Source organism: Aromatoleum sp., assembly GCF_036675785.1.
GTDB lineage: Bacteria > Pseudomonadota > Gammaproteobacteria > Burkholderiales > Rhodocyclaceae > Aromatoleum.
This window is the reverse complement of the sequence record NZ_JAKFEF010000077.1, coordinates 31,280-55,898: the sequence shown is the minus strand read 5'-3', so window position 1 is coordinate 55,898 and position 24,619 is coordinate 31,280. Positions and strand designations below refer to the sequence as shown.

Below are 24,619 nucleotides of genomic sequence, written 5' to 3'. Positions count from 1 at the left end.
CTCACTTGGCACCCTGCCCGAGTTGCTGCGCAGCCTGCAGATGGCTGCGCAGCGTCACGAGCGTCTGCTCGGCGAACGCGCGGATGTCGGGGTCCTGCCCTTCCTTCGCCTCGCGCTCGAACAGCGCGATCGTCTTCTCGTGCGCGGACACGCCGAAGCGCTCGATGAACGCATGGTCGAATTCGGCGCCGGAGAGCTTCGCGAGGTCGTCGAGCTGCGTGCGCGCGTCTCCCTCGATCGTCTCCGCTGCGGTGATGCCCTTCGTGCTCGCGAGCTGCGCGAGCTTCATGTTTGTCGCGGAGTGGTCCTTCTGCAGTTGATCGCCGTACGCCTTCACCTGCGGATCGCCGGCCTTTTCGGCCGCCATCTTTCCGGCCTCGGCTTCGACGACGCCACTCGTCATCGCTTCGGCGACGAAGGAGCGGTCGGATCCCGCGACCGGCCCGGCCGTCGCGTCCATTGGCGGCGGCGTGGGGATCGTGCCGCCCGGCGCGGCGGTCCCGCCCGGGGGCGGAACGGATTCGGGAACCGCCGGCGACGGCAGCGTCGGGGTCTCGGTCGGCTGCGGAGGGGGCGTTTCTTCGTCGCGGCCGCAGCCGGCAATGCCGATGGCGATTGCGAGGGTCGCAGTCAGGACGGGAATGGGGCTTGTTCGCATGGGTGCTCCTTTTTCCAATTCGCGCCGCTCGGGGTCCGCTTGCACCCCGGAGACAAAGGATCGCCGCGGCTCCCCGCCTGCGCGGGTCCGACCTGCCGTTCGGGGGAAGCGCAACGCTTGCCGGAGCAGCAAACGCGGCAGGTTTTCGCGGCTTCGCCAGCCGGCCGTTCCGGCTTCCCGACACGGCACAGCAGGGCATCGACAAGCAGTCGACGTGCCCGCGCGGTGTGGAACGCTTCGGCGCCCGTCGCGCGGTTCCGCGCCGCCCCTCCGGTGTCCGTGCTTCGTCTTTCCCGTTTCGCGACCGAACCCCGCACGTTCGTCGCAATTTCGGCGAACGTTCGCAGCCGCCCACAGGCCTCGTTGCGCGCGCAATTCTTACTGACGCCCTGTAAAACGTTCCGGCAAAACCATCGCCGTCCGGACGTCAAAGCCTTTGGTCTACCGGCGACCGCGTGCTGGCACGGCTCTTGCGCAACGCCTCGACGGTACAGCAACCGATCGCGACGCCGGCCTCGGCCCGCTCCGCCCCTGCCGGTTTCGTGCCAAAGGAGATCTGATGACTGTCGGAATGGAGCTCAGGCTGCGCCAGCATCTGGCGATCACGCCGCAAATCCAGCAAGCGCTGCGCCTGCTGCAACTGTCCTCGCTGGAGTTCGCGCAGGAAGTCGAAGAGGCGGTATCGAAGAATCCCTTCCTCGAGGAAGACGGCGACGCCGCGCCGGCGCGCGCGGGGGCTCCGGAGTCGGAATCGGCCGCCGCGGAAATGCCCGAGCCGCCGCCCGGCGGCAACGACGAGCCCGGGCCGAGCCACATCTACGAGGACATCCGCGGCAGCGCGCCGCGCGACGGCGAGAGCGACTGGACCGAATGGACCGAAGCGCCGGTCAGCCTGCGCGAGAACCTGCGCGCGCAGTTGCGGCTGTCGCCGATGAGCGATCGCGACCGCACGCTCGCGCACATGATCGTCGATGAACTCACCGACGCCGGCTACCTCGAGACGCCGCTGTCCGAACTCGCGGCGCTGATCCTGCCCGAGGAAGGCGTCGAGGAACGCGAATTGAGCGCGGCGCTGAAGCTCGTGCAGCAGCTCGACCCGCCCGGCATCGGTGCGCGGAGCCTCCAGGAGTGCCTGATGCTGCAACTCGCGGTGCTGCCCGACGACACTGCCGGGCGCAGCGTCGCGCTCGCGATCGTCTCCGAGCATCTCGACGTGCTCGCGCGGCGCGAGTTCACGCGCCTGCAGCAGCTCGTCGGCTGCGACGAGCGCGGCCTGCACACCGCGCGCGCGCTAATCCGTACGCTCGACCCGCGGCCCGGCCGCTGCTTCGCGCCCGACAACACGCGCTACGTCGTCCCCGACATCATCGTGTCGTCGTTCCGCGGCAAATGGATCGCGACGCTGAACCCGGCGGTGCAGCCGCAGGTCCGCCTGAACCGCGCGTACGCCGACATCGCCGCCGGCCGGCACGGCTGCGATGCGTCGTTCACACGCCTGCTGCAGGAAGCGCGCTGGCTGCTGCGCAACGTCGAGCAGCGCTTCTCGACGATCCAGCGCGTCGCCGACGCGATCGTCAGCCACCAGCGCGTGTTCTTCAATTACGGCGAAGTCGCGATGAAGCCGCTCGCGCTGAAGGACATCGCGCGCGAGCTCGGCCTGCACGAGTCGACCGTGTGCCGCGTGACGAACGGCAAGTACATGGCGACGCCGCGCGGACTTTTCGAATTCAAGTATTTCTTCTCGCGCCAGCTCGCGACCGACGACGGCGGCACGTGTTCCGCGATGGCGATCCGCGCGCTGCTGAAGGAGCTGATCGGCGCCGAAGACCCGAAGAACCCGCTTTCCGACGCCGAACTCGCGCGCCTGCTCGCGGACCAGGGGCTGCGGCTCGCGCGCCGCACCGTGACGAAGTACCGGACCCTCATGCGCGTGCCGAGCGTCGAGCTGCGCCGGGTCGCGACCCGCCCGCTCGCGCCGAGGGCAACCGTCGGGCACGCGTGACCAAGGAGAACTGCCATGTCCACGATCATCGTCGGCCACTTCGAGCACGTCGAGCAACGCGACAGCGCCGTCGCCGCGCTGGCGCGCCACGGCTTTTCGGGCGATGAAGTCAGCGCCTTTTACCTGAACCCGCCGGGCCAGCACGGCTTGCTCCGCTTCGGCGGGGACACGTCGAGCGACGAGGGCGCGAGCACCGCCGGCAAGGGCGCGACGGCTGCGGCGGTGGTCGGCGGCGCGGCGGGGCTCGCGATCGGCAGCGTCGCCGGACCGATCGGCGCGCTCGCGGGCGCCGGCGTCGGGGCCTATGTCGGGTCGCTCGCCGGCGCACTCGGCAAGACGCACGAGCCGCACCTCGAGGACGCGACGGCCGAACATCCGGTCGTGCCGCCCAGCGGACCGGCAATCGCCGTCTGCGTCGATCGCAGCGGGTCCGAGGCGGGCGCGGTAGACGTGCTGAAGGACCACAACGCGCGCCAGATCGAGCGCGAGCATGGCACCTGGGCGGACGGCGAATGCATCGACTGCGAGGCGCGCACGCCCGCCGACATCCTGTTCTCGCGCGCGCCGGAGACGATTCCACGGCCGCGCGTCGAACCGTAGCGCCGCCTCGCAGTCGTATCGCCGATACCGCCCGACACCGGGCGCGTGCGACCGGCAACGGAGAGGGTTGATGCACGTATCGGATGTGACGATGTTCTACGCTTCGCAGAGCGGCGGCATTCGCCGCTACCTGCAGGAAAAACGCCGCTGGCTCGAGGCGCGGCCGCCGTACCGTCATACCCTCGTGCTGCCGCGGCTCGCGGTCGAACGCGGCGAATCCGCGGTCGAGCTGCCGAGCGTGCCGCTGCCGTTCTCCCAGGGCTACCGGCTGCCGCTCGCGCGCCGCCCGGCCGTGCGTGCGCTCGCCGGCCTCGCGCCCGACATCATCGAGGCCGGCGACCCCTACCATCTGGCGTGGGCCGCGATCGACGCGGGCCAGGTGCTCGGCGTTCCGGTCATCGGCTTCTACCACTCCGACCTGCCGCGCGTCGTGCGCAAGCTCTGCGGCCCGCGCGGCGAGAGGCTCGCGGAATCCTACGTGCGCCGCCTGTATTCGCAGTTCGACCTCGTCCTCGCGCCGAGCCAGTGCATGGCAGACCGCCTGCGGCGACTCGGCGTCGCGCGCGTCGCGCGGCAGGCGCTCGGCGTCGATACGCGGACTTTCTGCCCCGAGCGCCGCAGCCCGACGTGGCGGCTGAAACTCGGCGCGAAGCGCGAGGACCGGCTGCTGGTGTTCGTCGGCCGTTTCGCGCCGGAGAAGAATCTCCCCGACCTCTACGACGCGATGGACCGCCTCGGCCCCGGCTACCTGCTGGTCCTCGTCGGCGCCGGCAAGACGCTGCAGCGTCGCAGCGACGTGCGTGTCGTGCCGTACATCTCCGACGCCGAGCGGCTCGCGAGCCTGATCGCGAGCTGCGACTGCTTCGTCCACGCCGGCGACCAGGAGACCTTCGGGCTCGCCGCGCTCGAAGCGATGGCCTGCGGCGTGCCGGTCGTCGCCGCGCGCGCGGGCGGGCTCGCGGAGCTCGTCGATGACGAGGTCGGCGCCGCGGTGTGCGCCGAGCCCGGCCGCGGTCTGGGCGCCGCGCTCGCCGAAGCCGTGACCGGACTCTTCGCCCGCAACCTCGCCCCGGTCCGCGCCGCCGCGCGGCGCCGCGCGCGGCAGTACGACTGGGAACGCGTGCTGCCCGAGATCGTCGCCCGCTATGCGGCGCTGCGCGGCGGCGCGATGCCCACGCGGCCGAGCGGACCCGCGGTGGCGATGCCGGCGCCGTCCGCGCAAACCCGCCGTTGAAGCCCGCCGCTTTCCCACCGCCGGCCGTCTGCGTCGCGATGCACGACGTCGCGCCGGAGACGTGGCCGCGCTGCGAGCGCCTGCTCGAAGCGATCGCGCGCGTCGCACCGGTGCCGGTGACGCTGCTCGTCGTGCCGAACCATCACCTTCGCAACCCCGGCGTGCCGGCCTGGTACCGCGACGCGCTCGCCGCCCGCGTCGCCGCCGGCGACGAGCTCGCGCTGCACGGCTACTTCCACGTCGACGAAGGTCCGCCGCCGGCGACGCTCGCGGACTGGTTCCGACGCCGGATCCTGACCGCGAGCGAAGGCGAGTTCTCCGCGCTGCCCGCTCCGATCGCGCGAAGACGGCTGTACGGCGGACGCCAGTGGTTCGAGCGCCAGGGCTGGCCGGTGCACGGCTTCGTCGCGCCGGCCTGGCTGATCGGGCGCGGCGCGTGGCACGCGCTGTCGAGCTCGCCGTTCGTCTACACGACGACGGCGACGCACTTCCACCTGCTGCATCCGTGGCAGGGCATCCCGGCGCCAGCGCTCGCGTGGAGCACGCGCAGCCGCCTGCGCCGCGCGCTGTCGCTCTCGTGGCACGGCCTGCGCCCCGTTCCCCACGACCCGCCGCTCGTCCGGCTCGCGCTCCACCCGGACGACGCCCTCCACGCGGACGTCGTCCGCCAGGCGCTGCATCTGCTGGAACTGCTGCTGCGCGACCGCAAGGCGATGACGAAGCTCGCGTTCGCGACCGCGCTGCGCCCGCCGCAGGTCCTGGCCCGACCGCGCGTCACGCACGCGGGTCCGCCGCCCTCCCCGCCGTCCGCCTCGGCGCGCTCCTCGCGCGCCCCCACGCGAACCTCGACGGTCCCGCCGCTCGCATCGCGCGCGCGGCACAGCGCCGGGGTCGTTCAGGGCACCGGCAGCGCGACGAGCGACAGGCCGGCGATGCCGCTCCCGATCACGACCCCGGCGAGCACGTCGCTCGGGTAATGCAGCCCGAGCACGACGCGCACGACGCCGGTCAGCACCGCGAACGGCACGAGCAGCAGCGCGAGCGGCGGGAAATATGCCGAGACGATGATCGCGAACGCGACGGCGTGCTGCGTGTGACCGGACGGAAAACTGAACTCGTCGAGCGGCCGCGCGCAGAGTTGCAATTCCTTCAGATGCACGTAAGGCCGCGCCCGGCCGGCCCGCCGCTTGGTCGCGAGATAGACGAGCAGGCCGCCGCCCGCCGCCGCCGCGAGATGCAGCGCGCAGCGCGCGCCGGCGCCGTCGTGCAGCAGCGCGAGCACGAGGATCAGCCCGACCCACAGCTCGCCGTCGCCGAGCCGGCTGATCGCGCGCGCCAGCAGCAGGCAGGGCCGATGCGCGAGCGCGCGATTGAGCGCGACGACGCACGCGCGGTCGTACGCGAGCAGCCGCTCGACGCAGTCAGCCCGCCGTAGCGACATCGGTGGTCGCGAGCGGACGGCTCACCTGCAGCGCGAGCCGCGCTTCGAACTGCGCGAGGATCAGCGGCCACGCGAGCCGTTCGGCTTGCGCGCGCGCCGCCCGCCCGAACGACTGGCGCAGCGCTTCGTTGCCCGCGAGCGCGCACGCGGCGTCGATGAACGCGCGAGCACCCGGCGGCGTCACGACGCTCGCGCTGACGCCGTCGACGAGATGCGCGCGCGCCGCGCCGGCGTCGAACGCGACGAGCGGCAGGCCGCTCGCCATCGCCTCGACGACGACGTTGCCGAAAGTGTCGCTGAGGCTCGGGAACAGGAAAAGATCGGCCGACGCGTAATGCGCGGCGAGCGCTTCCCCGCGCTGCACGCCGGCGAACACCTGCCCGTCGGCGTCGCGCGCGAGCGTGTCGCGCAGCGGCCCGTCGCCGACCCAGACGAGCTTCGCGGCCGGGAAGTCCACCCGCAGCGCGCGGAACGCTTCGAGCACGACGTCCGGGCTCTTCTCGGGTGCGAGCCGCCCGACATAGAGCACCGCGAGGTCGCGCTCGCCGACGCCCCAGCGCTCGCGCAAAGCCGCGCTGCGCCGCGCGGGCGAGAACAGCTCCGCGTCGACGCCGCGGCCGACGCATGCGAGATTGCGGTAGCCGAGCGCCGCCATCTCGGCCGCGAGCGCGGGCGTCGCGACGAAGGTCGTGTCGGTGCGGTTGTGAAAACGGCGCAGCGCGCCGTTGATGACATCGGCGAACACGCCGAGCCGGTAGAACCCGCTGTACTTCTGGAAATGCGTGCGGTAATCGCTCGTCACCGGCACGCCGAGGTGCCGCGCCGCGACGAGCGCCGACCACCCGAGTGGCCCTTCGGTGACGATATGGACGACGTCCGGCCGCGCGCGGCGCCACTGCCGCACGAGTCGCAGCGGCGCCGGAAGCCCGAACTGCAGGCCGGGATAGTGCGGCAGCGGCAGGCCGCGCGTCAGCAGCAGGTCGCGCCGATCGACTGCGCCCGTGCCGTCGTCGACGTCGCCGGCCTGCCGCGGACGCACCAGCGACACGCGGTGTCCGCGCTCGCACAGGAAGCGGACGGCGCGCTCGACGGTCAGCGACACGCCGTTCAGCTCCGGCGGATAGGTTTCGGTGATGACGGCGACCGACAGCGGCAATGTCATGAGGGCTCCTTCACCGCGCTCCCGGTCCACGCAACGCGCGCGAAACCGGCCCGGCAGCGACGCGACGGGGCAAGGCACGTGCCCGGATGGAATAGTGTCGCCAACAAGTTGAACTATCCGTCTTGGAGCAAATGAATGGTCCGCTGGCCTCCGTCCCCGTCTCCATCGTCGCAATCCTGCCGCCGCTACCTCCACCCTTTTTCCCGCCGCTCGCGGCGTTCGTCTCGCTTCGTCGCAAGGGGGCAGGAACGCCGTTCGCATGCAGCTCGGCGGGGGCTCCGAAAGGAAGAGGATGGCCCGGCACCGAGGCATGCCGCATCCGCGCTGCGGGCGCGGTACGAGCCCGGCCCTCCTCCGGCCTTTCGGTCGCCCTTGATTCTTGTCTCCGTGTATCTCCCCCTTTGCGCCGGCCCCTCGCCGGCGCTCTTTTTTGTGCGCGCCGGCGCGAGGCGCCGCTTGCGCCGGAAGAACTTACACCGGGGTGTTAAAACTTCATCCGGATCGGCAGCGCAGGCAAAGCCCGCGCGCGGTCGGGAGCGGCACAGGGCTTGCTGTTCTCCGGAGACCCCATCGTCGGCAAGGAGCCGCTCATGACCATCCAGCCACAGCCGCCACAACCCCCCGTCACGCCGGGTCTGTCCGACGTCCGCACGCTGCGCGAACGGGCGCGGCGCCACATCGAGGAAGGCGCGCTGACTGAAAACTATTCGGCCGACCGCGAGACGATCCTGCGGCTGCTCAACGAAGCGCTCGCGACCGAGATCGTCTGCACGCTGCGCTACAAGCGTCACTACTTCACCGCCAAAGGCCTCGCGTCCGCGGGCATCGCCGCCGAATTCCTCGAGCACGCGCACGAGGAAGAGGAACACGCGGACCTCTTCGCCGAACGCATCTCGCAGCTCGGCGGCGAGCCGGACTTTTCGCCGGACACGCTGACGACGCGCAGCCATGCCGAGTACATCCCCGGCGAATCGCTGATCGAGATGATTAAGGAAGACCTCGTCGCCGAGCGGATCGCGATCGAGAGCTACCGCGAGTCGATCCAGTACATCGGCACGTCGGACTCGACGACGCGGCGGCTGTTCGAGAGCGTGCTCGCCGTCGAGGAAGAACACGCGGACGAGCTGCTGAGCCTGATCCAGCAGATCGGGGACCGCGACCGGGGGGTCTGATGGGTTCGTCGCTGCAGCCGACCGTGACCGTCGACCTCGACGAAGGCCACAGCGAGGAATGGGTCGGTCGCCCGAGCCTGTTCGACCCGGAGCGCAACTGCTGCACGGTCGCGAACGCGGGCCACGTCGCGCTCCTCGTCGATGGCGAGGCGTATTTCCTCGCCTTCATGGAGGCCGCCCAGCGCGCGACGCGCTCGATCGTCGTGCTCGCGTGGGACTACAACAGCAACGCGCGGCTGTGTTTCGACGCGCGTCAGCCGAACGGGCCGCCGGAGCGCCTCGGCGACTTCCTGAACTGGCTCGTGAAGCGCCGCCGCGGGCTCGAGATCCACATCCTCGACTGGGACTACCCGCTCGTGTTCGGCGCCGACCGCGAGCTGCCGCACCGCTTCGGGCTCGGCTGGAAGCCGCACCACCGCGTGCATGTCGCGTACGACAACACGCATCCGGTCAGCGGATCGCACCACCAGAAGATCGTCGTCATCGACGAGGCGATGGCCTTCATCGGCGGCTTCGACCTGACCGAGCGGCGCTGGGACACGTGCGCGCATCGCCCCGACGACGAACGGCGGCTGTGCGGCGACGTCCGCTATCCCCCCTTCCACGACCTGATGATGGCCGTCGACGGCGAAGCCGCACAGGCACTCGCCGGCATCGCCCGCAGCCGATGGCTGGCCGCGACCGGGCACAAGCTGCCGCCGGTTCCCGCGCTCGCCGGCGACCCGTGGCCGCCGCACCTGCGCTCCGACCTCACCGACGTCGATGTCGCGTTCGCACGCACCTTGCCAGAGTCGACGACCGCCCCCGGCGTCCACGAAGTCGAAGCGCTGTACCTCGACATGATCGCGGCCGCGAAACACCGCATCTACGTCGAAAACCAGTATTTCACCGCATACGGCATCGGCGAGGCGCTCGCGCGGCGGCTGGCCGAAGCGGACGGCCCGGAGATCGTCGTCATCGTCCGGCTGTTCAGCCATGGCTGGCTCGAAGAGCACACGATGCACGTGCTGCGCACGCGCCTGATCCAGCGCCTGCGCGAGGCCGACCGCTACGGTCACTTTCACATCTATTACCCGCACATCGACGGGCTCGCCGACAACATCTGCATCGACCTGCATTCGAAGCTGATGATCGTCGACGACGAGATCCTGCGCATCGGCTCGGCGAACCTGTGCAACCGCTCGATGGGCTTCGACAGCGAGTGCGACGCCGCAATCGAGGCGCGCGGCAATTCGCGCATCGCGGCGGCGATGCGCCACTTCCGCAACCGCCTGCTCGCCGAGCACCTCGACGCCGAGCCGCAGCAGGTGGAAGCGGCGGTGCAGCGCGCCGGCACGCTGCACGGCGCGATCGACGAGTTCGCCGGCAAGTGCCGCACGCTGAAGCGGATCGAGCAGTTGCCCGACTGGCCACAGGCCGTCATCGAACTCGCGAGCGTCGGCGACCCCAGCGGGCCGGTGCTCGTCGACCAATTGATCGAGGACTTCAGCCCGGAACTCGAGCACCAGGAAACCGGCTACGTCGAGCGGAAGGCCGGCCGGATGGCGCTCGTCCGCCGGGTCGCGGTGAAAATCGGCCTGTTCTTCCTGATCGTCGGCGCGCTGACCGCGCTGTGGCGCTACACGCCGCTCGCCGAATGGGTCGACGGCGAGGTCGTCACCGCGTGGGCGCGCGAATTCGCGAACCGCTGGTGGGCGCCGCTCGTGATCCTGCTCGCCTACACGCCGGCCTGCATCGTGATGTTTCCGCGCCCGCTGATCACGCTCGCGGCCGTCGTCGCGTTCGGCCCGTATCTCGGCTTCGCGTACGGGATGTCGGGCATCCTGCTCGCGGCCTTCCTGTCATACGTCGCCGGCTTGCGGCTGCCGCGACACCGCGTGCACAGCCTTGCCGGGCACAGCCTGCACCGGGTGCTCGAAACCTTGCGACGGCGGGGGCTGATCGCCATCACCGCGCTGCGGCTCGTGCCGCTCGCGCCGTTCGCGGTCGAAGGCCTGGTCGCCGCGGCGATCGGCATCCGGCTGTGGCATTTCATGCTCGGCACCTTCCTCGGCATGCTGCCCGGCACGCTCGCGACGACGATCTTCGGCGACCAGCTCGAAGCGGCGCTGCACGACCCGGCGCAGATCGACTACAAGCTGCTCGCCGCGGCGGTCCTGTCGGTCACCCTGCTGACGCTCGCGGTGCGGCGCTGGCTCGTCAATCAGCAAAGACAATACGTTCCCCATGGCCACACAGACCACCGGGCTGGCTAGCTGGCGCAACCTCGACCACGTGCTCGGCGCCGATTGCCTGCGGATCGCGTCGTACAACATCCATCGTTGCGTCGGCAACGATCGGCGCATGGACGCCTCGCGGGTCGCGCGCGTGATCGCCGAACTGAACTGCGACACCATCGGACTGCAGGAAGTCGACAACCGGCCCGAAGGCGGGCACGACTCGATGCAGCTCGACTTCATCGCCGCGGTGACCGGGATGACGCCGATCGCCGGCCACACGATCGTCCGCCACGAAGGCCATTACGGCAACGCGCTGCTCACGCGCCGGCCGGTCCTGTCGATGCGGCAGCACGACCTCAGCTATCGCCGCCGCGAGCCGCGCGGCGCGCTCGAGGTCGCGCTCGATGTCGAAGGCGAGACCGTGCGCGTGATCGTGATGCACCTCGGCCTGATGCCGGCCGAACGCCGCTACCAGGTGCAGAAGATGCTCACGCTGCTGCACGACCTCCCGGTCGAAGAGACCGTCGTCGTCCTCGGCGACATCAACGAATGGCTGCCGCTCGGCCGGCCGCTGCGCTGGCTGCACGGCATCTTCGGGCACGTGCCGGCGGAGCGCTCGTTCCCGGCGTGGCTGCCGATGTTCGCGCTGGACCGCGTCTGGGTGCGGCCGCGGCACAACCTGCTCGCGTTCGAAACCCACCGCACGGCCGACTCGCGCATCGCCTCCGACCACCTTCCGGTCAAGGCGATCATCGCCGCCGGACCGCACCCGACGCCGCACCAGCGCGCCGTCCACGACGCGATCGCGCACCCCGCCGCGAAACGCCGCGCCGCCGAACAACCTGCCGAGATCTGAGGCCCCATCATGCCGAGACGCCAGCAAGACAATCTGCCCGGAACGCTGAAGCGCTCGCCGCCGAAGGCGCAGCGGACCTACGCGAAAGTGCTCGAAAGCGCCGAAAAGGAATACGGCCCCGGCGAGCGCGCGAGCCGCACCGCGATCGCCGCGCTGAAGCACAGCTTCGAGAAGGTCGGCGACCACTGGGAAGCGAAAGCCCGCCCCGGCCCGTCGGACCCCCGCGCCCGGCAATCGACCGCCGACAAGCGCGGCGGCAAGGGCGAGACTTTCGGCGGCGTCGACATCCTCGGCCACACGCGGCAGGAGCTCTACGAGCGCGCGAAGGAACTCGACATCCGCGGCCGTTCGAGCATGAGCAAGGAAGAACTCGCGCGCGCGATCAGCAAGAAGCAGGACTGAGCCCGGCCGCGCGGGCGGCCTTCGCCTGCGGCTCACGCCGACCTACGCGCGCGCCGGGGGAGAACGCGTACTTTTTTCGGCGGCTTGCAAATCTTGCTCCCCATCCTGCGCGGACCGAAACATCAAGCCCGCGCAAACCTTTGCCCGATCCCGCGCCCCTCGCGGGATGCGGGGAAACACGTCCCTTCCGGCGGCGCGCTGGCCCCGATGTTGCTTCGCAGCAGAACCCCCACGCGGGGTTCCGAGGGTGCAAAAAGAGGCCTGCGACGATCCCGGAAACGACCGGGAAGCGGTCTTTTTTGCTTTTCAAATCTTCGTGACAGGAGTGGAACGATGGCACAAGGACGACAACCGAGCGAACGCAACGCTGAACAGGACACGCGCGGCATGGAACGGGCGGACGAGGTCCGCAGCCGGGCGCAGGGCCAATTCCAGGAACGCCCCGAGCAAGGGCCCCAGGCCGAGCCGCGCGCGCAGGGCAATCAGGCCGCTCAGCCAAACCAGGGTAACCAGCGCCAGCGCGCTTCCAGCCAGGGCCGGCCGACGCTGGGCGTCAACTTGACGGCGACGACGATGCGCAGTCTCAGCCAGCTGTACGACATGCAGGCGGCCGCCGCCCGGGTCGTCATGCGAGCGCAGGCGCGTGCCTACTCGGCATGGGGGTTGCCGGATTATTCGCAGCTGTTCGAAACCGCGGACGACCGCACGATGCGGATGTTCTCGACCGCCACCGAGACCGTGCTGCAGTCGATCGACCATGCGAGCCGGACCAACGGCGAGATCCAGCAACACCTCGGCCGCCTCTGGGAGCAGCAGTCGATGGACATCACCGACACTTGGCGCCAGGGGCTCGAAGAGCTGCAGGCGCAAGGGTCGGAGAGCCTCAACGAGCTCAAGGAGCTGGTGCGCCAGCAGGCCGACGAAATGGCGATGGCGACCGAGTCGCTGACCGACGTCACGCGCGAAACCTTGCGCGAAGGCGGCGAGCAGTTCCGCGCGACGGTGCGCCAGGGCTTCGAGCGCAGCCGCGACGTCGTCGGCCGCCAGACCGAAGCCGCGCGCCGCGAGGCGGAGCGCGTCGGCGAGGCGACGCGGCAGGCCGGCGAAGAGATGCGCGGCGCGGTGGCGGAAGGCGCCGACCGCACGCGTCCGAACCGGGCGGCGTGAGTTTCCGCGGAGGACCGGAGGTCCGCGGATGAGGCGGACCCGCGGCGGGACGCGACGAAAAGCCCGATCGCAGCCGGGAAAAGGAACAAGGCCCGGCTGCGATCGGGTCGACAAGGAGCAACGGTAAAGGGCCGGGCGTGGCGGACATCGCTGCGCCCGACCCGACTTACGGGGCCGCAGTTTGGGAGTGCCCGACACGCAAAATTGCGTAGGTCGGCGTCAGCAGAGCGAAGGCCGACGCTGAGGCTGAGGCTGAGGCTGCGCAAAGCTTAAGATGTCGAACATTCGCCTCAGCTCGCAGGGCGGCGCAGGCGTCGGGCTTCGAATACCGTGGAAGGGACGACGACGCTCGAGCGTCGTTTTTTTTGTGCAGTCGTCGTCGGCGCGCCGAACCCGACCGACGCGAGCGCCCACCACAGCGACAGCGACGTGAACGGGCCGGACCACACCGACGGGGAAGCGAGGAAGGAGACTTCGCGCGCGTCGCGAGCGAGCCACGAGTCGCCTGCGCGGAAGATCACGGTCACTTCCTCGTTCGGCACGCCGGCTGCCGCGAGCCTCTCCATCGCGCGCTGCACCTCCTCGGCACGGCTGACGAGACAGTAAACAGAACAGGGCATGACAGTCCTCGCGGCTCGCGCCCGGCGCAACCGGGCTCCGGTGTCGACTTCCCGCCTCCCGCTTTCCGGCCGATCCACCCTTCGGCGATCGCCGTTTCGAGTTGCGGCGACATTTCCACCGGGACTATAAGCAGGAATCGATCCACCCGTTTTTTCATGTTGCGGGCAAGCGACAGAAATGACCGTCGACGATCGGGAACTCCAACGGTGGCGCGGCTTTTCGCCAGAGCCCAGGCACCGTCCGGCAGAATTCTGGCCGCCGCGCACCTCCGCTCCATGTGTCGTATTTCCGTCACATCGACCAGCAGATTGAAAAATTTTCCCGCGCCCCGAGGCAGGAATGGCGTTTGCCCCGTCAGCGCAACGCAGTGCCACGACGGGGAAAAAGCGGTGACGATGACTGTCGGAGACTTCCTGCTCGATCGACTCGCCGGCTGGGGCGTACGCCGCATCTACGGCTACCCGGGCGACGGCATCAACGGGATCATGGGCGCATTCGGCCGCTTGAACGGACGCATCGACTTCGTCCAGGCGCGGCACGAGGAACTCGCGGCTTTCATGGCCTGTGCGCACGCGAAATTTACCGGCGAAGTCGGCGTCTGCCTCGCAACCTCGGGTCCCGGCGCGATTCACCTGCTCAACGGGCTGTACGACGCGAAGCTCGACCATCAGCCCGTCGTCGCGATCGTCGGCCAGCAGGCGCGCGCGGCACTGGGCGGCGATTACCAGCAGGAAGTCGACCTGTTGTCGCTGTTCAAGGACGTCGCGCACGAGTTCGTCCATATGGCGACGACGCCCGAACAGGTGCGCCACCTCGTCGACCGGGCGATGCGGATCGCGCGCGACCGGCGCACCGTCACCTGCATCATCTTTCCCAACGACATCCAGGACATGCCGGCGGCGGAACCGCCGCGCGAGCACGGCACCGTGCATACCAGCATCGGCTACCCGTCGCTGCGCAGCGTGCCGCCGGCGGACGAACTCGGCCGCGCGGCGCAGATACTGAACCGTGGCGAGCGCGTCGCGATGCTGGTGGGCGCAGGCGCGCTGCACGCGACCGACGAAGTCATCGAAGTGGCCGAGCTGCTCGGCGCCGGCGTCGCGAAGGCGCTGCTCGGCAAGGCGGCGGTGCCCGACGACCTGCCGTTCGTGACCGGCGCGATCGGGCTCCTCGGCACGAAGCCGAGCTGGGACCTGATGGAGCGCTGCGACACGCTGCTGATCGTCGGCTCGGGCTTCCCATACTCCGAGTTCCTGCCGCGCGAAGGCCAGGCGCACGCGGTGCAGATCGACATCGACGGGCGCATGCTCGGCCTCCGCTATCCGGTCGAACTCGGGTTGATCGGCGACAGCAAGGCGACGCTCGCGGCGCTGATTCCGCTGCTCGTGCAGAAGGCGGAGCGAGGCTGGCGCGAGGTCATCGAGAGCGACGTCGACCGCTGGTGGCGCGTGCTCGAGAGCCGCGCGATGAACCGCGCCGATCCGATCAACCCGCAGCACGTGTTCTGGGAGCTGTCGCCGCGCCTGCCGGCCGACTGCATCCTGACCTGCGACTCCGGGTCGGCGGCGAACTGGTATGCGCGCGACCTGAAGGTGCGCCGCGGGATGATGGCGTCGCTGTCCGGCGGGCTCGCGACGATGGGGCCGGCAGTGCCTTACGCGGTGGCGGCGAAGTTCGCGCATCCGGACCGGCCGGTCATCGCGCTCCTCGGCGACGGCGCGATGCAGATGACCGGCATCAACTCGCTGATCACGATCGCGCGCGAATGGCGCCGCTGGCGCGACCCGCGGCTCGTCGTCATGGTGCTGAACAACGGCGATCTCAACCAGGTCACGTGGGAGCAGCGCGCGATGGAAGGCGACCCGAAGTTCTCGACCGCGCAGGACGTCCCGGATTTCCCGTACGCCGAGTACGGCCGGATGCTCGGCCTCGGCGGCATCCGCGTCGCCGATCCGGCCGAAGTCGGACGCGCGTGGGACGCGGCGCTCGCGGCCGACCGGCCGACGGTGCTCGAAATGGTGACCGACCCGAACGTGCCGCCGCTGCCGCCGCACATCACCACGAAGCAAGCGCGCGCGTACCTGTCGGCGATGCTTCATGGCGACCCGGACGCGGCGAAAGTCGTCATCGCGTCGGTGAAGGAAACCTGGGACAGCCTGTTCCCGGTCGGAAACGGTTGAACGCGACCGCGGCAGGACTCGCGAAAGGGGGCATTTTCGATGCAAACGGAATTCATGAACTTCGGGGCGATCCCCCTGCTGCGCCAGCCCCGGCAGCCGCCCGCGCCGCTGATGCACTTTCTCGGCACGGCCGGCGACGACAACCTGCCCGAGGACGAGGAGCACGACGGCAAGTCGACGTCCGACCTAGCGCCGGCCGGCGCGACCGCGAGCGCCGCGCTGCCCCGCATCCTGATCGTGGGCGGCGGCGCCGGCGGGCTCGAGCTGGCCGCCCGCCTCGGCAATACGGCCGGGCGCCGGCGCGAAGCGGAGATCGTGTTGGTCGATGTCGTCGCGACCCATCTGTGGAAGCCGCTGCTGCACGAAGTGGCCGCCGGGACGCTGGCGCCGCGCGACAACGAGCTCGACTTCCTGCAGCAGGCGCGGCAGCACCATTTCCGCTTTCATCTCGGCCGGCTGCAGGACGTCGACCGGCGCGCGAAGCAGATCTGGCTCGCCCCGCTCGTCGACGACGACGGGCTCGAAATCGCGCCGCGGCGGCCGCTGACGTACGACACGCTGGTCATCGCGATCGGCGGCACCGACAACGACTTCGGCACTCCCGGCGTGCGCGAACATGCGATCTCGCTGAACAGCCCGGCCGAAGCCGAGCATTTCCACCGCCGCCTGCTGTCGCTGTGCACCCGCGCCGAGCTGACGACCGGGGTTCCGGTCAACATCGTCATCGTCGGCGGCGGCGCGACCGGCGTCGAACTTGCGGCCGAGCTGACCGAGGCGGTGGAGGAGATCGCATCCTACGGCTCGCAGCTGCAGCAAATGAAGCGTCCGGTGCGGATCTGCGTCGTCGAAGCCGGCAAGCGGCTGCTCGGCGGACTGCCGCACGAGCTTGCCGCGCGCGTCCACGACGACCTCGTCGGTCGCGGCGTGGACGTGCGCCTCAATCACAGCGTCGCCAAAGTCGAACGCGGCCGGGTCATCCTGCGCAGCGGAGACGTCATCGGCGCAGACGTGACGGTGTGGGCCGCGGGTGTTCAGGGCCCGGAAGTGCTGAACGGCCTCGGAGGCCTCGAGACGAACCGGCAGCGCCAGCTCGTCTTGCGGCCGACGCTGCAGACGACGCGCGACGCCGACATCTTCGCGATCGGCGACTGCGCGAGCTTCACGCCCGAGGGCGGCAAGCCCGTTCCCCCGAAAGCCCAGGCCGCGCAGCAGGAAGCGAAGCTCCTCGCCCGCTCGCTGCGCCGCCGCCTCGCCGGCAAGCCGCCGATCGAGTTCAGCTACAAGGAGCGCGGCGCGCTGATCCCGCTCGGCCAGGACGAAGCCGTCGGCAGCCTCAACACGCCGGCGGGCGGCAAGCGCCTGAGCGTGGGCGGCAGCCTCGCACGCTTCAGCTACTGGGCGCTGTACCACCGCCACCTCGCGGTGCTGCTCGGGGGGCTGCGCACCCTGCTGATCACCTTCGGCCAGTGGCTGACCCACCGCTCCCAGCCGCGCGTGAAGCTGCACTGATCACGCCCCCCACGCCGAATTTTGCCGGCGAGGGGAGCGCGACTCGTAGTAATCCGCAGGTCGGACCGAGCGCAGCGATGTCCGACGTCCACGCTTCCGGAGCCTCCGCGTCGGCCTTCGCCTGCGCCTCACGCCGACCTACGTTGGATCCGCCCAGGGAACACACCCGAATCGCATTCAACCGACGAGCAGCAAGCCCGGCAGCAGGCCGAAGACGACGATGAACAGCGCGAGTCCGACGTAGAACAGAAAGTCGGACATCGCCGCTAGAACACCATCACGCCGAGCAGGACACCGAACACGAGGACGATCAGGAAGATCGCGAGCGCGATGAAGAACAGCACCTTCGCGATGCCGCGCGCGCCGGAGGCGACGCCGGTAAAACCGAAAATCCCGGCGATCACGGAAATGACGAAAAAGATGATTGCCCACTTGAGCATGGTTTCGACTCCATTTGCGTGAACGACCGGTGAAATCGGGAGGAATTACCGCAGGCTGGAAGTTTTTCAATGCCCGGGGGCCGAGTCTGCACCAACGCGGGGGCCGGACCCACAGAACCGACACCGCCACCGCGACCTGCGGTTTCGATGACCCTCACGTCCTGACCCTCACTTGCGTAACCGTCACTTCCGCGGCCTCACTACCATCTCGTTCTTGACGTCGCGCACGCCGTCGATCTGCCGCACCGCGATCATCGCCTCTTCGTTCGCCGACTGCGAAGCGACGAAGCCGGTGATGTGCACGAGGCCGTCCCGCGTTTCGACCTTGATGTCGGCGGGCTCGATGCCGTTCACGTTCGCGAGCGCGGTCGTCACGCGGGCGTTGATGATCGTGTCGTTGATGTACTCGCCCTGCCGTCCGGCATCGCGATGCGCCTGCCCCTCGGGCTGGCCCTCGCTCGGGCCGCCTTCCGCGGCGTTCGCGGGGAACGGAAGAACGAGCGCAACCGCGCCTGCCAGCAGCGTCACGTGCAGGAATCGCCGTGTTTTCATGCTGCACCTCCTGTCGATCGTCGAAGAATGCCGAGGCCGCCAATCAGTAGGCGTGCCATCGGCATAAGCGCGGCCCGTCCCTATCGGGGCCGCCGCATTCCACCAGCAAAACCACCAGCAAAACGCATTCCCGTCGACAACCGGGCGCTTGGGCACGGCGCTTGCAACGCAGATATCCGAGTGGGGTTGAATGGGAGACGTTGTCATGAACGCACTGTCCGCCACGACCGTCGCCGGCGCGATGTCTGCCGCCGCGTTCGCGGGCGCGCTCCTCGTCGCGATGCTGTCGCGCCCCGCGCCGCTGCTCCCGGAATCCGAACGACATTCCCCGCGGCTCGCGCCGCTCGGCGCCGTGACCCTCCTGCCCGCAGCGCCGATGCTCGACGAGTGCGCGCCGTTCGCGCCTGCGCCGCTCGCGCCCGCCATGTCGCGGCGCCCCACCCTGCTCGCGTCCGCAAGCGGCGACGCCTCGAGCCCGCCGGGGGACGCGGCGGCGCCCAACGACCGGAGCGACCTGGACGACGGGGGGTGCGACCCGGAGGGCGGAATAGGTTCGGGACTCGGCGCCGACATCGGCGGACTCGGATCGGGCTGGATCATCAGCGCGGACGGCGTGATGCGGATGAACCCGTACAGCCTCTCCGACGCGCATTCGATCGCGGTGCGCCCCACGGAGCCGCTGCTGGAATTCAAGGGCCGGGTCATCGGCCTCGGTGGCGCAGCCACCATGCCGCAGGCCGCGCAGGGGGCGAAGCCCGCCCAGGAAGGAAACGAGCGCCGGCCGCTGCTCGTCATCCGCGATCACGTCGTCCATACGACCGGCGCGCAAGCCAGTGTCGTCGGCGTCCGGGGCGCCGGGGACGCGGACGCGCATCCCGCCGGCTTGGCGGCGACGTTCGCCTTCGCCCCGGTCGGGGCGGACGCCGCCACTTTCCGACAGGATCGCGTTTGATCCCGCGCCCGGCCCCACAGCCCCGCCCGCGGCGGTTTGCGCGCGGGCGTGACGTCCATTCCGCGGCCGGTAGACGGAAGCCCGACGACGACGCGCAACGCCACCGGCGCTCGCTCGCGACGATGGCGACCGTGTTCCTGCTGATCGCGGTCGGCCTTCTCGTCTGGGCGTTCGCGAACGTGCTGCTTGTGATCTTCGCCGGGGGCCTGGTCGCCGCGTTCCTCACCGGCCTGTCGGGCGGCGTCCAGCGTTACCTCGGTCTCGGCGAAAAGACGTCGTATGTCGTGGTCGTCGCGGCGCTCGCGGCGATCCTCGGGTTCGGCGGCTACTTCCTCGGCGCCGAGATCGCGACGCAGTTCGACCTGCTCGGCCCGCGGATGCATCAGGCATGGGAAAAGATGCTCGACGAGGTGTACCGCTACGAGTGGGGCCGGATCGTGTTTTCGGAGACCAACCTGAGCGCGCTGCTCCCCGAGGACAGCAAGTGGGTCGAGCGCGTCACCGGCGCGTTCACGATGACGATCGGCGCGATCGCAGGCTTCCTGATCGCCATCTTCATCGGCCTGTATGGCGCGGCGACGCCGCACGTCTACCGTCGCGGCTTCCTGCTGCTGTTGCCACCCGAAGTGCGGCCCCGCACCGGCGCCGTGCTCAACGCGATCGGCACGACGATGCGCTGGTGGCTCATCGGCACTTTCGCGCGGATGAGCGTCGTCGGGGTGCTCGTGACCTTCGGCCTGTGGCTGCTGGACATCCCGCTCGCGCTCGCGCTCGGCCTGATCGCGTTCGTGCTGGACTTCGTCCCGTACTTCGGCCCGCTCCTCGCCGTCCTCCCGGCGCTGCTCGTCGCGCTGACCGGCGGGACGGCCGAGGTGTTTTCGGTGCTGCTGCTGTACCTCGCGGTGCAGTCCGCGGAGAACTACATCGTGACGCCGCTGATCGACCAGTACAGCGTGAGCTTGCCGCCCGCGTTGACGATCAGCGCGCAGGTTCTGCTCGGCGCGATGCTCGGTGCCCTCGGCGTGGTCTTCGCGACGCCGCTGACCGCTATCGCCCTGGTGATGGTGCAGACGCTTCGCGCGGACGAGGAGTCGCTGCCAGCAATCTCCACACGAGCCATACCCCCGCTGCCAGATAAAAACCGCCCCCCGGCACCCACATGACGAGCCCCGCGAGCTGCTGGTTCTGCAGCCCGGCTTCGCCGTAGAGCGGCACGCGCGCGAAGCTGAGCAGCGCGCCGAGGAGACCCGTGTGGATCAGCGTCGAGAGCAGCGCGAGCAGCGCCTGCGGCACGCGCTCCCGCCCGGCGTGCAGCACCGCCCACCAGAAAAGCCAGCCGCTCGCGACGAAGCTCGCGTGCTCGAGCCAGTGCCACCACGCATTGTCGAGCGCGAGCCGGTACGGGCCCGGCGCGTGCCACAGCCAGATCGCGACGCCGTGAACGACCGCCATCGCGAGCGGCCGCCGCCCGCAAGCCGCGAGCGCGTTCCACACGCGCCGCCAGCGGTCCGGCAGCGCCGCGCGGAACTGCGGCAGCGGACCCGCGAATGCGCCGAGCGGCGCGACGACGACGATCAGCAGCATGTGCTGCACCATGTGCAGCCCGCTGTTCGTTTCCGCCCAGCGATCGAGCGGCCCGAACACCGCGGCGACCGTCAGCAGCATCGCCGCATGGAACGCGGCCTGCGCCGCGCGCGAGGCGCGCACGCGACCGAGCCCGCGCAGATACAGCCCCCACCCGCACGCAAGCACGAGCGCGCCGAACAGCGCCGGCGCGAGCGCGGCGGACCCCGCTTCGGCGAGCGCGGCGATTTCGTGCGCGGCCGCCGGGCCGGCGATCGGCAGCAGCGCGGCCGCCGAAAATCGGCCCACGACGGCCGGTTTCACACCGGTTTTCATACGCATGGCGGCAGCCCCAGCAGCGGCACACCAATGAAAAGCGTCGCCGCGAGCGCGATCAGGTGGACCGCCGCGCCGACGCGCGCGACGAAGCGCTCGCGCGGCGGGCGCTCCGGCTCGCGGCGCAGAGCCCGCAGGCAGGCGGTCGCGGACAGCGCGAGCAGCCCCGCGGTCGCGAGGGTGAAGAGGCCGAAGCCGACGTTCAGCGCAATCGGCCCGCCCGCGCCGGGTGCCTGCGGCGCGCGCTCGCACGCGACCGCGAGGCCGGCGTAGAGCGCGACGAACCAGACGCTCCAGACGACGAGCCCGAGCGAAATCTGCACCGGATGGAATGGCGACGGCTTCACGTCGCACGCCACGCCGTCGGAAACAGCCCCAGCGCCGCGTAACTGCTCCACGCGACCGCGGCGGCGTAATACCAGAGCCGCGCGACGACGAGCGGCTCGTACGGCATCCCTGCACCGACGTAGCCCGCCCGCACGCGCGCCACCTGCAGCGCGGTCGCGAGCGCGGCGAGCGCGCAGTGGAACAGGTTGTAGCCGAGGATGAACACCACCAGCGCGTCGTGCGCGGTGGCCGTCGGCGCGAGCCGCGGATCGCGCAGCGCGAAGACCAGCAGGCCGGCCGATGCGACACCCGCCGCCGTGACCGCGGCGAGCCCTCCCGCCGTCCCCGCCCCAATCCCTTGGCGCAGCCGCAGCACGAGCCGACGCAGCGTGATCGACGCGACGGTCAGCAGCACCGCGCTCGCGAGCAGCAGGCCGCCCCCCCGCGCGGCACCGCCCGCCGGCAGCTGCCACGCCGGCGCGACCGTCCACAGGTAGAACCAGCTGAACAGCAGCGAAAGGTAGAGCGCGCCGTCGGCGAGCAGCGTCAGGTTCATGCCCCACAGGCCCGGCCCGTCGCAGGTCCGCGAATGCAGCGGCGGATGGTCGGGCGGGGTCGTCGCGTCGGGCGCGGCGCGGGGATGGGCGCCGTTCTCCCACGACCAGCGCAGCATGCCGACCGTCGCGGCGAGCGCGAACGCCGCCGCGGGCAGGTAAGCCTTCGCGAGCAGGCCGATGCACACCGCGGCGAGCAACACCGCGACGACGAGCGGCAGCAGGGTGTTGCCCGGCAGATGGACGATCTCGCGCACGCGCCCGCTCAGCGGTTCGACGCCCCAGGTCTCGCGCCGGCCGTGCGCGATGCCCGGCAGGCCGTGCTTGCCGTGCGCGATCTCGTCGGCGAGGCCGTCGCGCTCCCACAGCGGGTGGCGCGAATCGATCTCGGGCAGGCTCGCGAAGTTGTACGCACCGGGCGGCAGCGACGTCGCCCATTCGAGGGTATCGGCGTGCCATGGATTCGGGGTCGCGCGCCGGCCGAAGCGGAAGTGCAGCGCAATGTCGACGAGCACCGTCGCGACGCCGATCGCCATCACGAAACTGCCGACCGACGACACGAGGTTCGGCAGGTCCCAGCCGAGGCCTTCTTCGTACGTATAGACCCGCCGCGGCATCCCGAGGAGCCCGGTCCAGTGCATCACGAGGAAGGTCAGGTTGAAGCCGACGAACACGAGCCAGAAACCGTAGCGGCCGAGCCGCGCCGACGGCATCCGTCCGGAGAAATGCGGCAGCCAGTAATACACGCCGGCGACGAGCGGAAAGAACATCCCGCCGACGAGCACGTAGTGCAGATGCGCGACGACGAACTGCGTGTCGTGCACCTGCCAGTTGAACGGCACGAGCGCGAGCATCACGCCGGTGAGGCCGCCGGCGACGAACACGAACAGGAAGCCCGCAAGCCACAGCATCGGCACCTTCCACAGCGGCCGCCCGAGCCACAGCGTCGCGAGCCACGCGAACACCTGCACGCCGGTCGGCACCGCGACGAGCATGCTCGCCGCCGAGAAGAACGCCTGCGCGAGCTGCGGAATGCCGACGGTGAACATGTGGTGCACCCACAGCGCGAAGCTGATGAAGCCGGTCGCCAGCACCGCGAGCACGACCGGCGTGTAGGCGACGAGCGGGCGCTGCGCGAACACCGGCAGCAGCGTCGAGACGATGCCCGCCGCAGGCAGGAAGATGATGTAGACCTCGGGGTGGCCGAACAGCCAGAAGAGGTGCTGCCACAACACGGGATCGCCGCCGCGCGTGACGTCGAAGAACGCGAAGTCGGCCGCGCGTTCGAGCTCGAGCAGGATGCTGCCGAGGATCAGCGGCGGAAAGCCGACCACGATCATCATCGCCATCACGAGGATGTACCAGGCGTAGAGCGGCATCCGGTCGAGGGACATGCCGGGCGCGCGCGTGCGCAGGACCGCGACGACGAGCTCGACGCCCGCCGACACCGCCGAAATCTCCGCGAACGTGATGCCGATCAGCCAGAAGTCGGGGTTCGGACCGGGCGAATGCGGCACCGAGGACAGCGGCGTGTACATGAACCAGCCGGTATCCGGCGCGACGCCGAGCACGACGCTCGACAGCAGGATCAGGCCGCCGAAGAGATAGCACCAGTAGCCGAACGCCGACAGCCGCGGGTACACGAGGTCGCGCGCGCCGAGCATTTTCGGCAACAGGTACACCGCGAGCCCTTCCATGACCGGCACCGCGAACAGGAACATCATCACCGTGCCGTGCATCGTGAACGCCTGGTTGTAGAGTTCCGGCGTCAGCACGTCGAGCCCCGGCAGCGCGAGCTGCACGCGCACGAGCATCGCGAAGAGGCCGCCGACGAGGAAGAACGCGAGCCCGGTCAGCATGAAGCGCAGGCCGATCGTCGTGTGGTTGACGACCGTCAGCGTCCGCCAGCCCGGCGGCGTTCCCCACACCGCGTCGAAGTCGGCGTGGACGCGATCGGCCTCGGGCGTGTGCGGCCGCGTCACCGGGAAGCGGCCTCGAGCCAGCCGGCGAACGCGCCCGCTTCCATCGCGGTGACGTGCAGCACCATCAGCGCGTGTCGCGTGCCGCAGAACTCCGCGCACTGGCCGCGGTACTCGCCCGCCTCGTCGGCCTGGAGGCGCACGACGTTGGTTCGGCCGGGGATCGCGTCGATCTTGCCGCCGAGCCGCGGCACCCAGAACGCGTGAATCACGTCGAGGCTCCGCACATGCACGTCCACCGGCCGGCCCGCCGGCAGCCGCAGCTCGTTGATCAACGCCGCGCCGCCGCCATAGCGGACTTCCCAGCGCCACTGGCGCGCGAGGACGTCGACCCGCAGCGGCGCCTCGCCCGCGAGCGGCAGCGGCAGCATCCGGTGTCCCGCGGCGATACCGAACGCGAGCAGCACCGCGATGCAGGTCGAGGGCAGCAGCACGCCGCCGAGCACGATCCAGCGACGCACGACGCGCTTCTCGCGCGCGTCGTCGAGCGTCGGCGGCCGCCGCCCCATCCCGACGAGCCACGTCGCGGTGACGCCGAGCAGCACGACGACGGCGACGACGAACATCCCCCACCACAAGCCCGCGACGTCCCGCGCTGCCGGGCCCGCCGGATCGAGCATCGACTGCGGCCCGGTACAGGCGCCGAGCCCGGGAACTGCGAACACGAGCGCGGTCCACGATGAAAGGAACGAT

23 protein-coding genes are annotated in these 24,619 nt (G+C 70.2%); 13 read left to right on the top strand and 10 right to left on the bottom strand.

The genetic code is table 11. The annotated features are described in order from the left end of the window. Position 1 precedes the first annotated feature (1 nt). Positions 2–658 (bottom strand): DUF4142 domain-containing protein, encoded by a 657-nt coding sequence (locus V6M37_RS16610; RefSeq protein WP_332675184.1) that lies wholly within the window; start codon positions 656–658, stop codon positions 2–4. Positions 659–1,217: 559 nt separating this feature from the next. On the opposite strand from V6M37_RS16610, the gene V6M37_RS16605 reads away from it, so the two are divergent. The 4 genes from V6M37_RS16605 to V6M37_RS16590 all read left to right on the top strand — a co-directional run bounded on the left by V6M37_RS16605 (position 1,218) and on the right by V6M37_RS16590 (position 5,471). Continuing rightward, positions 1,218–2,660, top strand: coding sequence for an RNA polymerase factor sigma-54 (locus V6M37_RS16605; protein ID WP_332675182.1), 1,443 nt, complete (start codon positions 1,218–1,220; stop codon positions 2,658–2,660). 15 nt (positions 2,661–2,675) lie between these two features. Beyond that, a complete protein-coding gene (locus tag V6M37_RS16600; RefSeq protein ID WP_332675181.1) occupies positions 2,676–3,260 on the top strand; it encodes a hypothetical protein in 585 nt (194 codons plus the stop codon). Positions 3,261–3,330: 70 nt separating this feature from the next. Continuing rightward, complete coding sequence (locus V6M37_RS16595) at positions 3,331–4,494, top strand: glycosyltransferase (protein WP_332675179.1); 1,164 nt, start codon at positions 3,331–3,333, stop codon at positions 4,492–4,494. After that, a complete protein-coding gene (locus V6M37_RS16590; RefSeq protein WP_332675177.1) occupies positions 4,491–5,471 on the top strand; it encodes a polysaccharide deacetylase family protein in 981 nt (326 codons plus the stop codon). The genes V6M37_RS16595 and V6M37_RS16590 overlap by 4 nt, the downstream gene beginning before the upstream one ends. Here the strand turns inward: V6M37_RS16590 and V6M37_RS16585 are convergent. Continuing rightward, positions 5,390–5,935 carry a phosphatase PAP2 family protein gene (locus V6M37_RS16585; RefSeq protein ID WP_332675175.1) on the bottom strand — a complete coding sequence of 182 codons (546 nt, stop codon included), beginning with the start codon at positions 5,933–5,935 and terminating at the stop codon, positions 5,390–5,392. The two genes, V6M37_RS16590 and V6M37_RS16585, sit on opposite strands and share 82 nt — an antisense overlap. Beyond that, positions 5,916–7,097 (bottom strand): glycosyltransferase family 4 protein, encoded by a 1,182-nt coding sequence (locus V6M37_RS16580; protein ID WP_332675173.1) that lies wholly within the window; start codon positions 7,095–7,097, stop codon positions 5,916–5,918. Before V6M37_RS16580 ends, V6M37_RS16585 begins: the two co-directional genes overlap by 20 nt. 590 nt (positions 7,098–7,687) lie before the next feature. Here V6M37_RS16580 and V6M37_RS16575 point away from each other — a divergent pair. The 5 genes from V6M37_RS16575 (at position 7,688) to V6M37_RS16555 (ending at position 12,913) form a co-directional block, all read left to right on the top strand. Continuing rightward, positions 7,688–8,269: a ferritin-like domain-containing protein gene (locus V6M37_RS16575; protein ID WP_332675172.1), complete on the top strand. Its 582-nt coding sequence runs from the start codon at positions 7,688–7,690 to the stop codon at positions 8,267–8,269. Beyond that, entirely contained in the window at positions 8,269–10,524 is a 2,256-nt protein-coding gene (locus V6M37_RS16570; protein WP_332675170.1) for a VTT domain-containing protein, read from the top strand. Before V6M37_RS16575 ends, V6M37_RS16570 begins: the two co-directional genes overlap by 1 nt. After that, positions 10,496–11,344 carry an endonuclease/exonuclease/phosphatase family protein gene (locus V6M37_RS16565; protein ID WP_332675169.1) on the top strand — a complete coding sequence of 283 codons (849 nt, stop codon included), beginning with the start codon at positions 10,496–10,498 and terminating at the stop codon, positions 11,342–11,344. Before V6M37_RS16570 ends, V6M37_RS16565 begins: the two co-directional genes overlap by 29 nt. A 9-nt stretch (positions 11,345–11,353) precedes the next feature. Next, a complete protein-coding gene (locus tag V6M37_RS16560; RefSeq protein ID WP_332675167.1) occupies positions 11,354–11,746 on the top strand; it encodes a ChaB family protein in 393 nt (130 codons plus the stop codon). Between the two features lie 333 nt (positions 11,747–12,079). Then, the gene (locus V6M37_RS16555; RefSeq protein ID WP_332675165.1) at positions 12,080–12,913 is read left to right on the top strand and encodes a hypothetical protein; all 834 of its coding nucleotides are present in this window, start codon (positions 12,080–12,082) and stop codon (positions 12,911–12,913) included. Between the two features lie 290 nt (positions 12,914–13,203). Here V6M37_RS16555 and V6M37_RS16550 read toward each other — a convergent pair whose 3' ends face one another. Then, positions 13,204–13,533 carry a hypothetical protein gene (locus tag V6M37_RS16550; protein WP_332675163.1) on the bottom strand — a complete coding sequence of 110 codons (330 nt, stop codon included), beginning with the start codon at positions 13,531–13,533 and terminating at the stop codon, positions 13,204–13,206. A gap of 396 nt (positions 13,534–13,929) precedes the next feature. Here V6M37_RS16550 and V6M37_RS16545 point away from each other — a divergent pair, with 396 nt between their 5' ends. Then, positions 13,930–15,714, top strand: coding sequence for a thiamine pyrophosphate-requiring protein (locus tag V6M37_RS16545; protein WP_332675395.1), 1,785 nt, complete (start codon positions 13,930–13,932; stop codon positions 15,712–15,714). A 39-nt stretch (positions 15,715–15,753) separates the two neighbouring features. Continuing rightward, complete coding sequence (locus V6M37_RS16540) at positions 15,754–17,223, top strand: NAD(P)/FAD-dependent oxidoreductase (RefSeq protein ID WP_332675161.1); 1,470 nt, start codon at positions 15,754–15,756, stop codon at positions 17,221–17,223. Between the two features lie 266 nt (positions 17,224–17,489). Here the strand turns inward: V6M37_RS16540 and V6M37_RS16535 are convergent, their stop codons facing one another. After that, complete coding sequence (locus tag V6M37_RS16535) at positions 17,490–17,663, bottom strand: DUF1328 domain-containing protein (RefSeq protein WP_332675159.1); 174 nt, start codon at positions 17,661–17,663, stop codon at positions 17,490–17,492. A gap of 183 nt (positions 17,664–17,846) precedes the next feature. Next, positions 17,847–18,215, bottom strand: a complete 369-nt coding sequence (locus V6M37_RS16530) for a BON domain-containing protein (RefSeq protein WP_332675157.1) — start codon at positions 18,213–18,215, stop codon at positions 17,847–17,849. Positions 18,216–18,420: 205 nt separating this feature from the next. Here V6M37_RS16530 and V6M37_RS16525 point away from each other — a divergent pair, with 205 nt between their 5' ends. Then, positions 18,421–19,167 carry a hypothetical protein gene (locus V6M37_RS16525; RefSeq protein ID WP_332675155.1) on the top strand — a complete coding sequence of 249 codons (747 nt, stop codon included), beginning with the start codon at positions 18,421–18,423 and terminating at the stop codon, positions 19,165–19,167. Positions 19,168–19,289: 122 nt separating this feature from the next. Further along, the gene (locus V6M37_RS16520; protein WP_332675154.1) at positions 19,290–20,330 is read left to right on the top strand and encodes an AI-2E family transporter; all 1,041 of its coding nucleotides are present in this window, start codon (positions 19,290–19,292) and stop codon (positions 20,328–20,330) included. On the opposite strand, the gene V6M37_RS16515 is transcribed toward V6M37_RS16520, so the two are convergent. From V6M37_RS16515 to coxB, 4 genes are read right to left on the bottom strand one after another with little or no spacing between them, the layout of a single operon-like run. Then, positions 20,215–21,072: a cytochrome c oxidase assembly protein gene (locus V6M37_RS16515; protein ID WP_332675152.1), complete on the bottom strand. Its 858-nt coding sequence runs from the start codon at positions 21,070–21,072 to the stop codon at positions 20,215–20,217. The two genes, V6M37_RS16520 and V6M37_RS16515, sit on opposite strands and share 116 nt — an antisense overlap. Next, positions 21,063–21,413 (bottom strand): hypothetical protein, encoded by a 351-nt coding sequence (locus V6M37_RS16510; RefSeq protein WP_332675150.1) that lies wholly within the window; start codon positions 21,411–21,413, stop codon positions 21,063–21,065. The genes V6M37_RS16515 and V6M37_RS16510 overlap by 10 nt, the downstream gene beginning before the upstream one ends. Beyond that, complete coding sequence (gene ctaD, locus V6M37_RS16505) at positions 21,410–23,929, bottom strand: cytochrome c oxidase subunit I (RefSeq protein WP_332675149.1); 2,520 nt, start codon at positions 23,927–23,929, stop codon at positions 21,410–21,412. The genes V6M37_RS16510 and ctaD overlap by 4 nt, the downstream gene beginning before the upstream one ends. Continuing rightward, positions 23,926–24,591, bottom strand: a complete 666-nt coding sequence (coxB, locus tag V6M37_RS16500; protein WP_332675147.1) for a cytochrome c oxidase subunit II — start codon at positions 24,589–24,591, stop codon at positions 23,926–23,928. The genes ctaD and coxB overlap by 4 nt, the downstream gene beginning before the upstream one ends. Between the last annotated feature and the right edge of the window lie 28 nt (positions 24,592–24,619).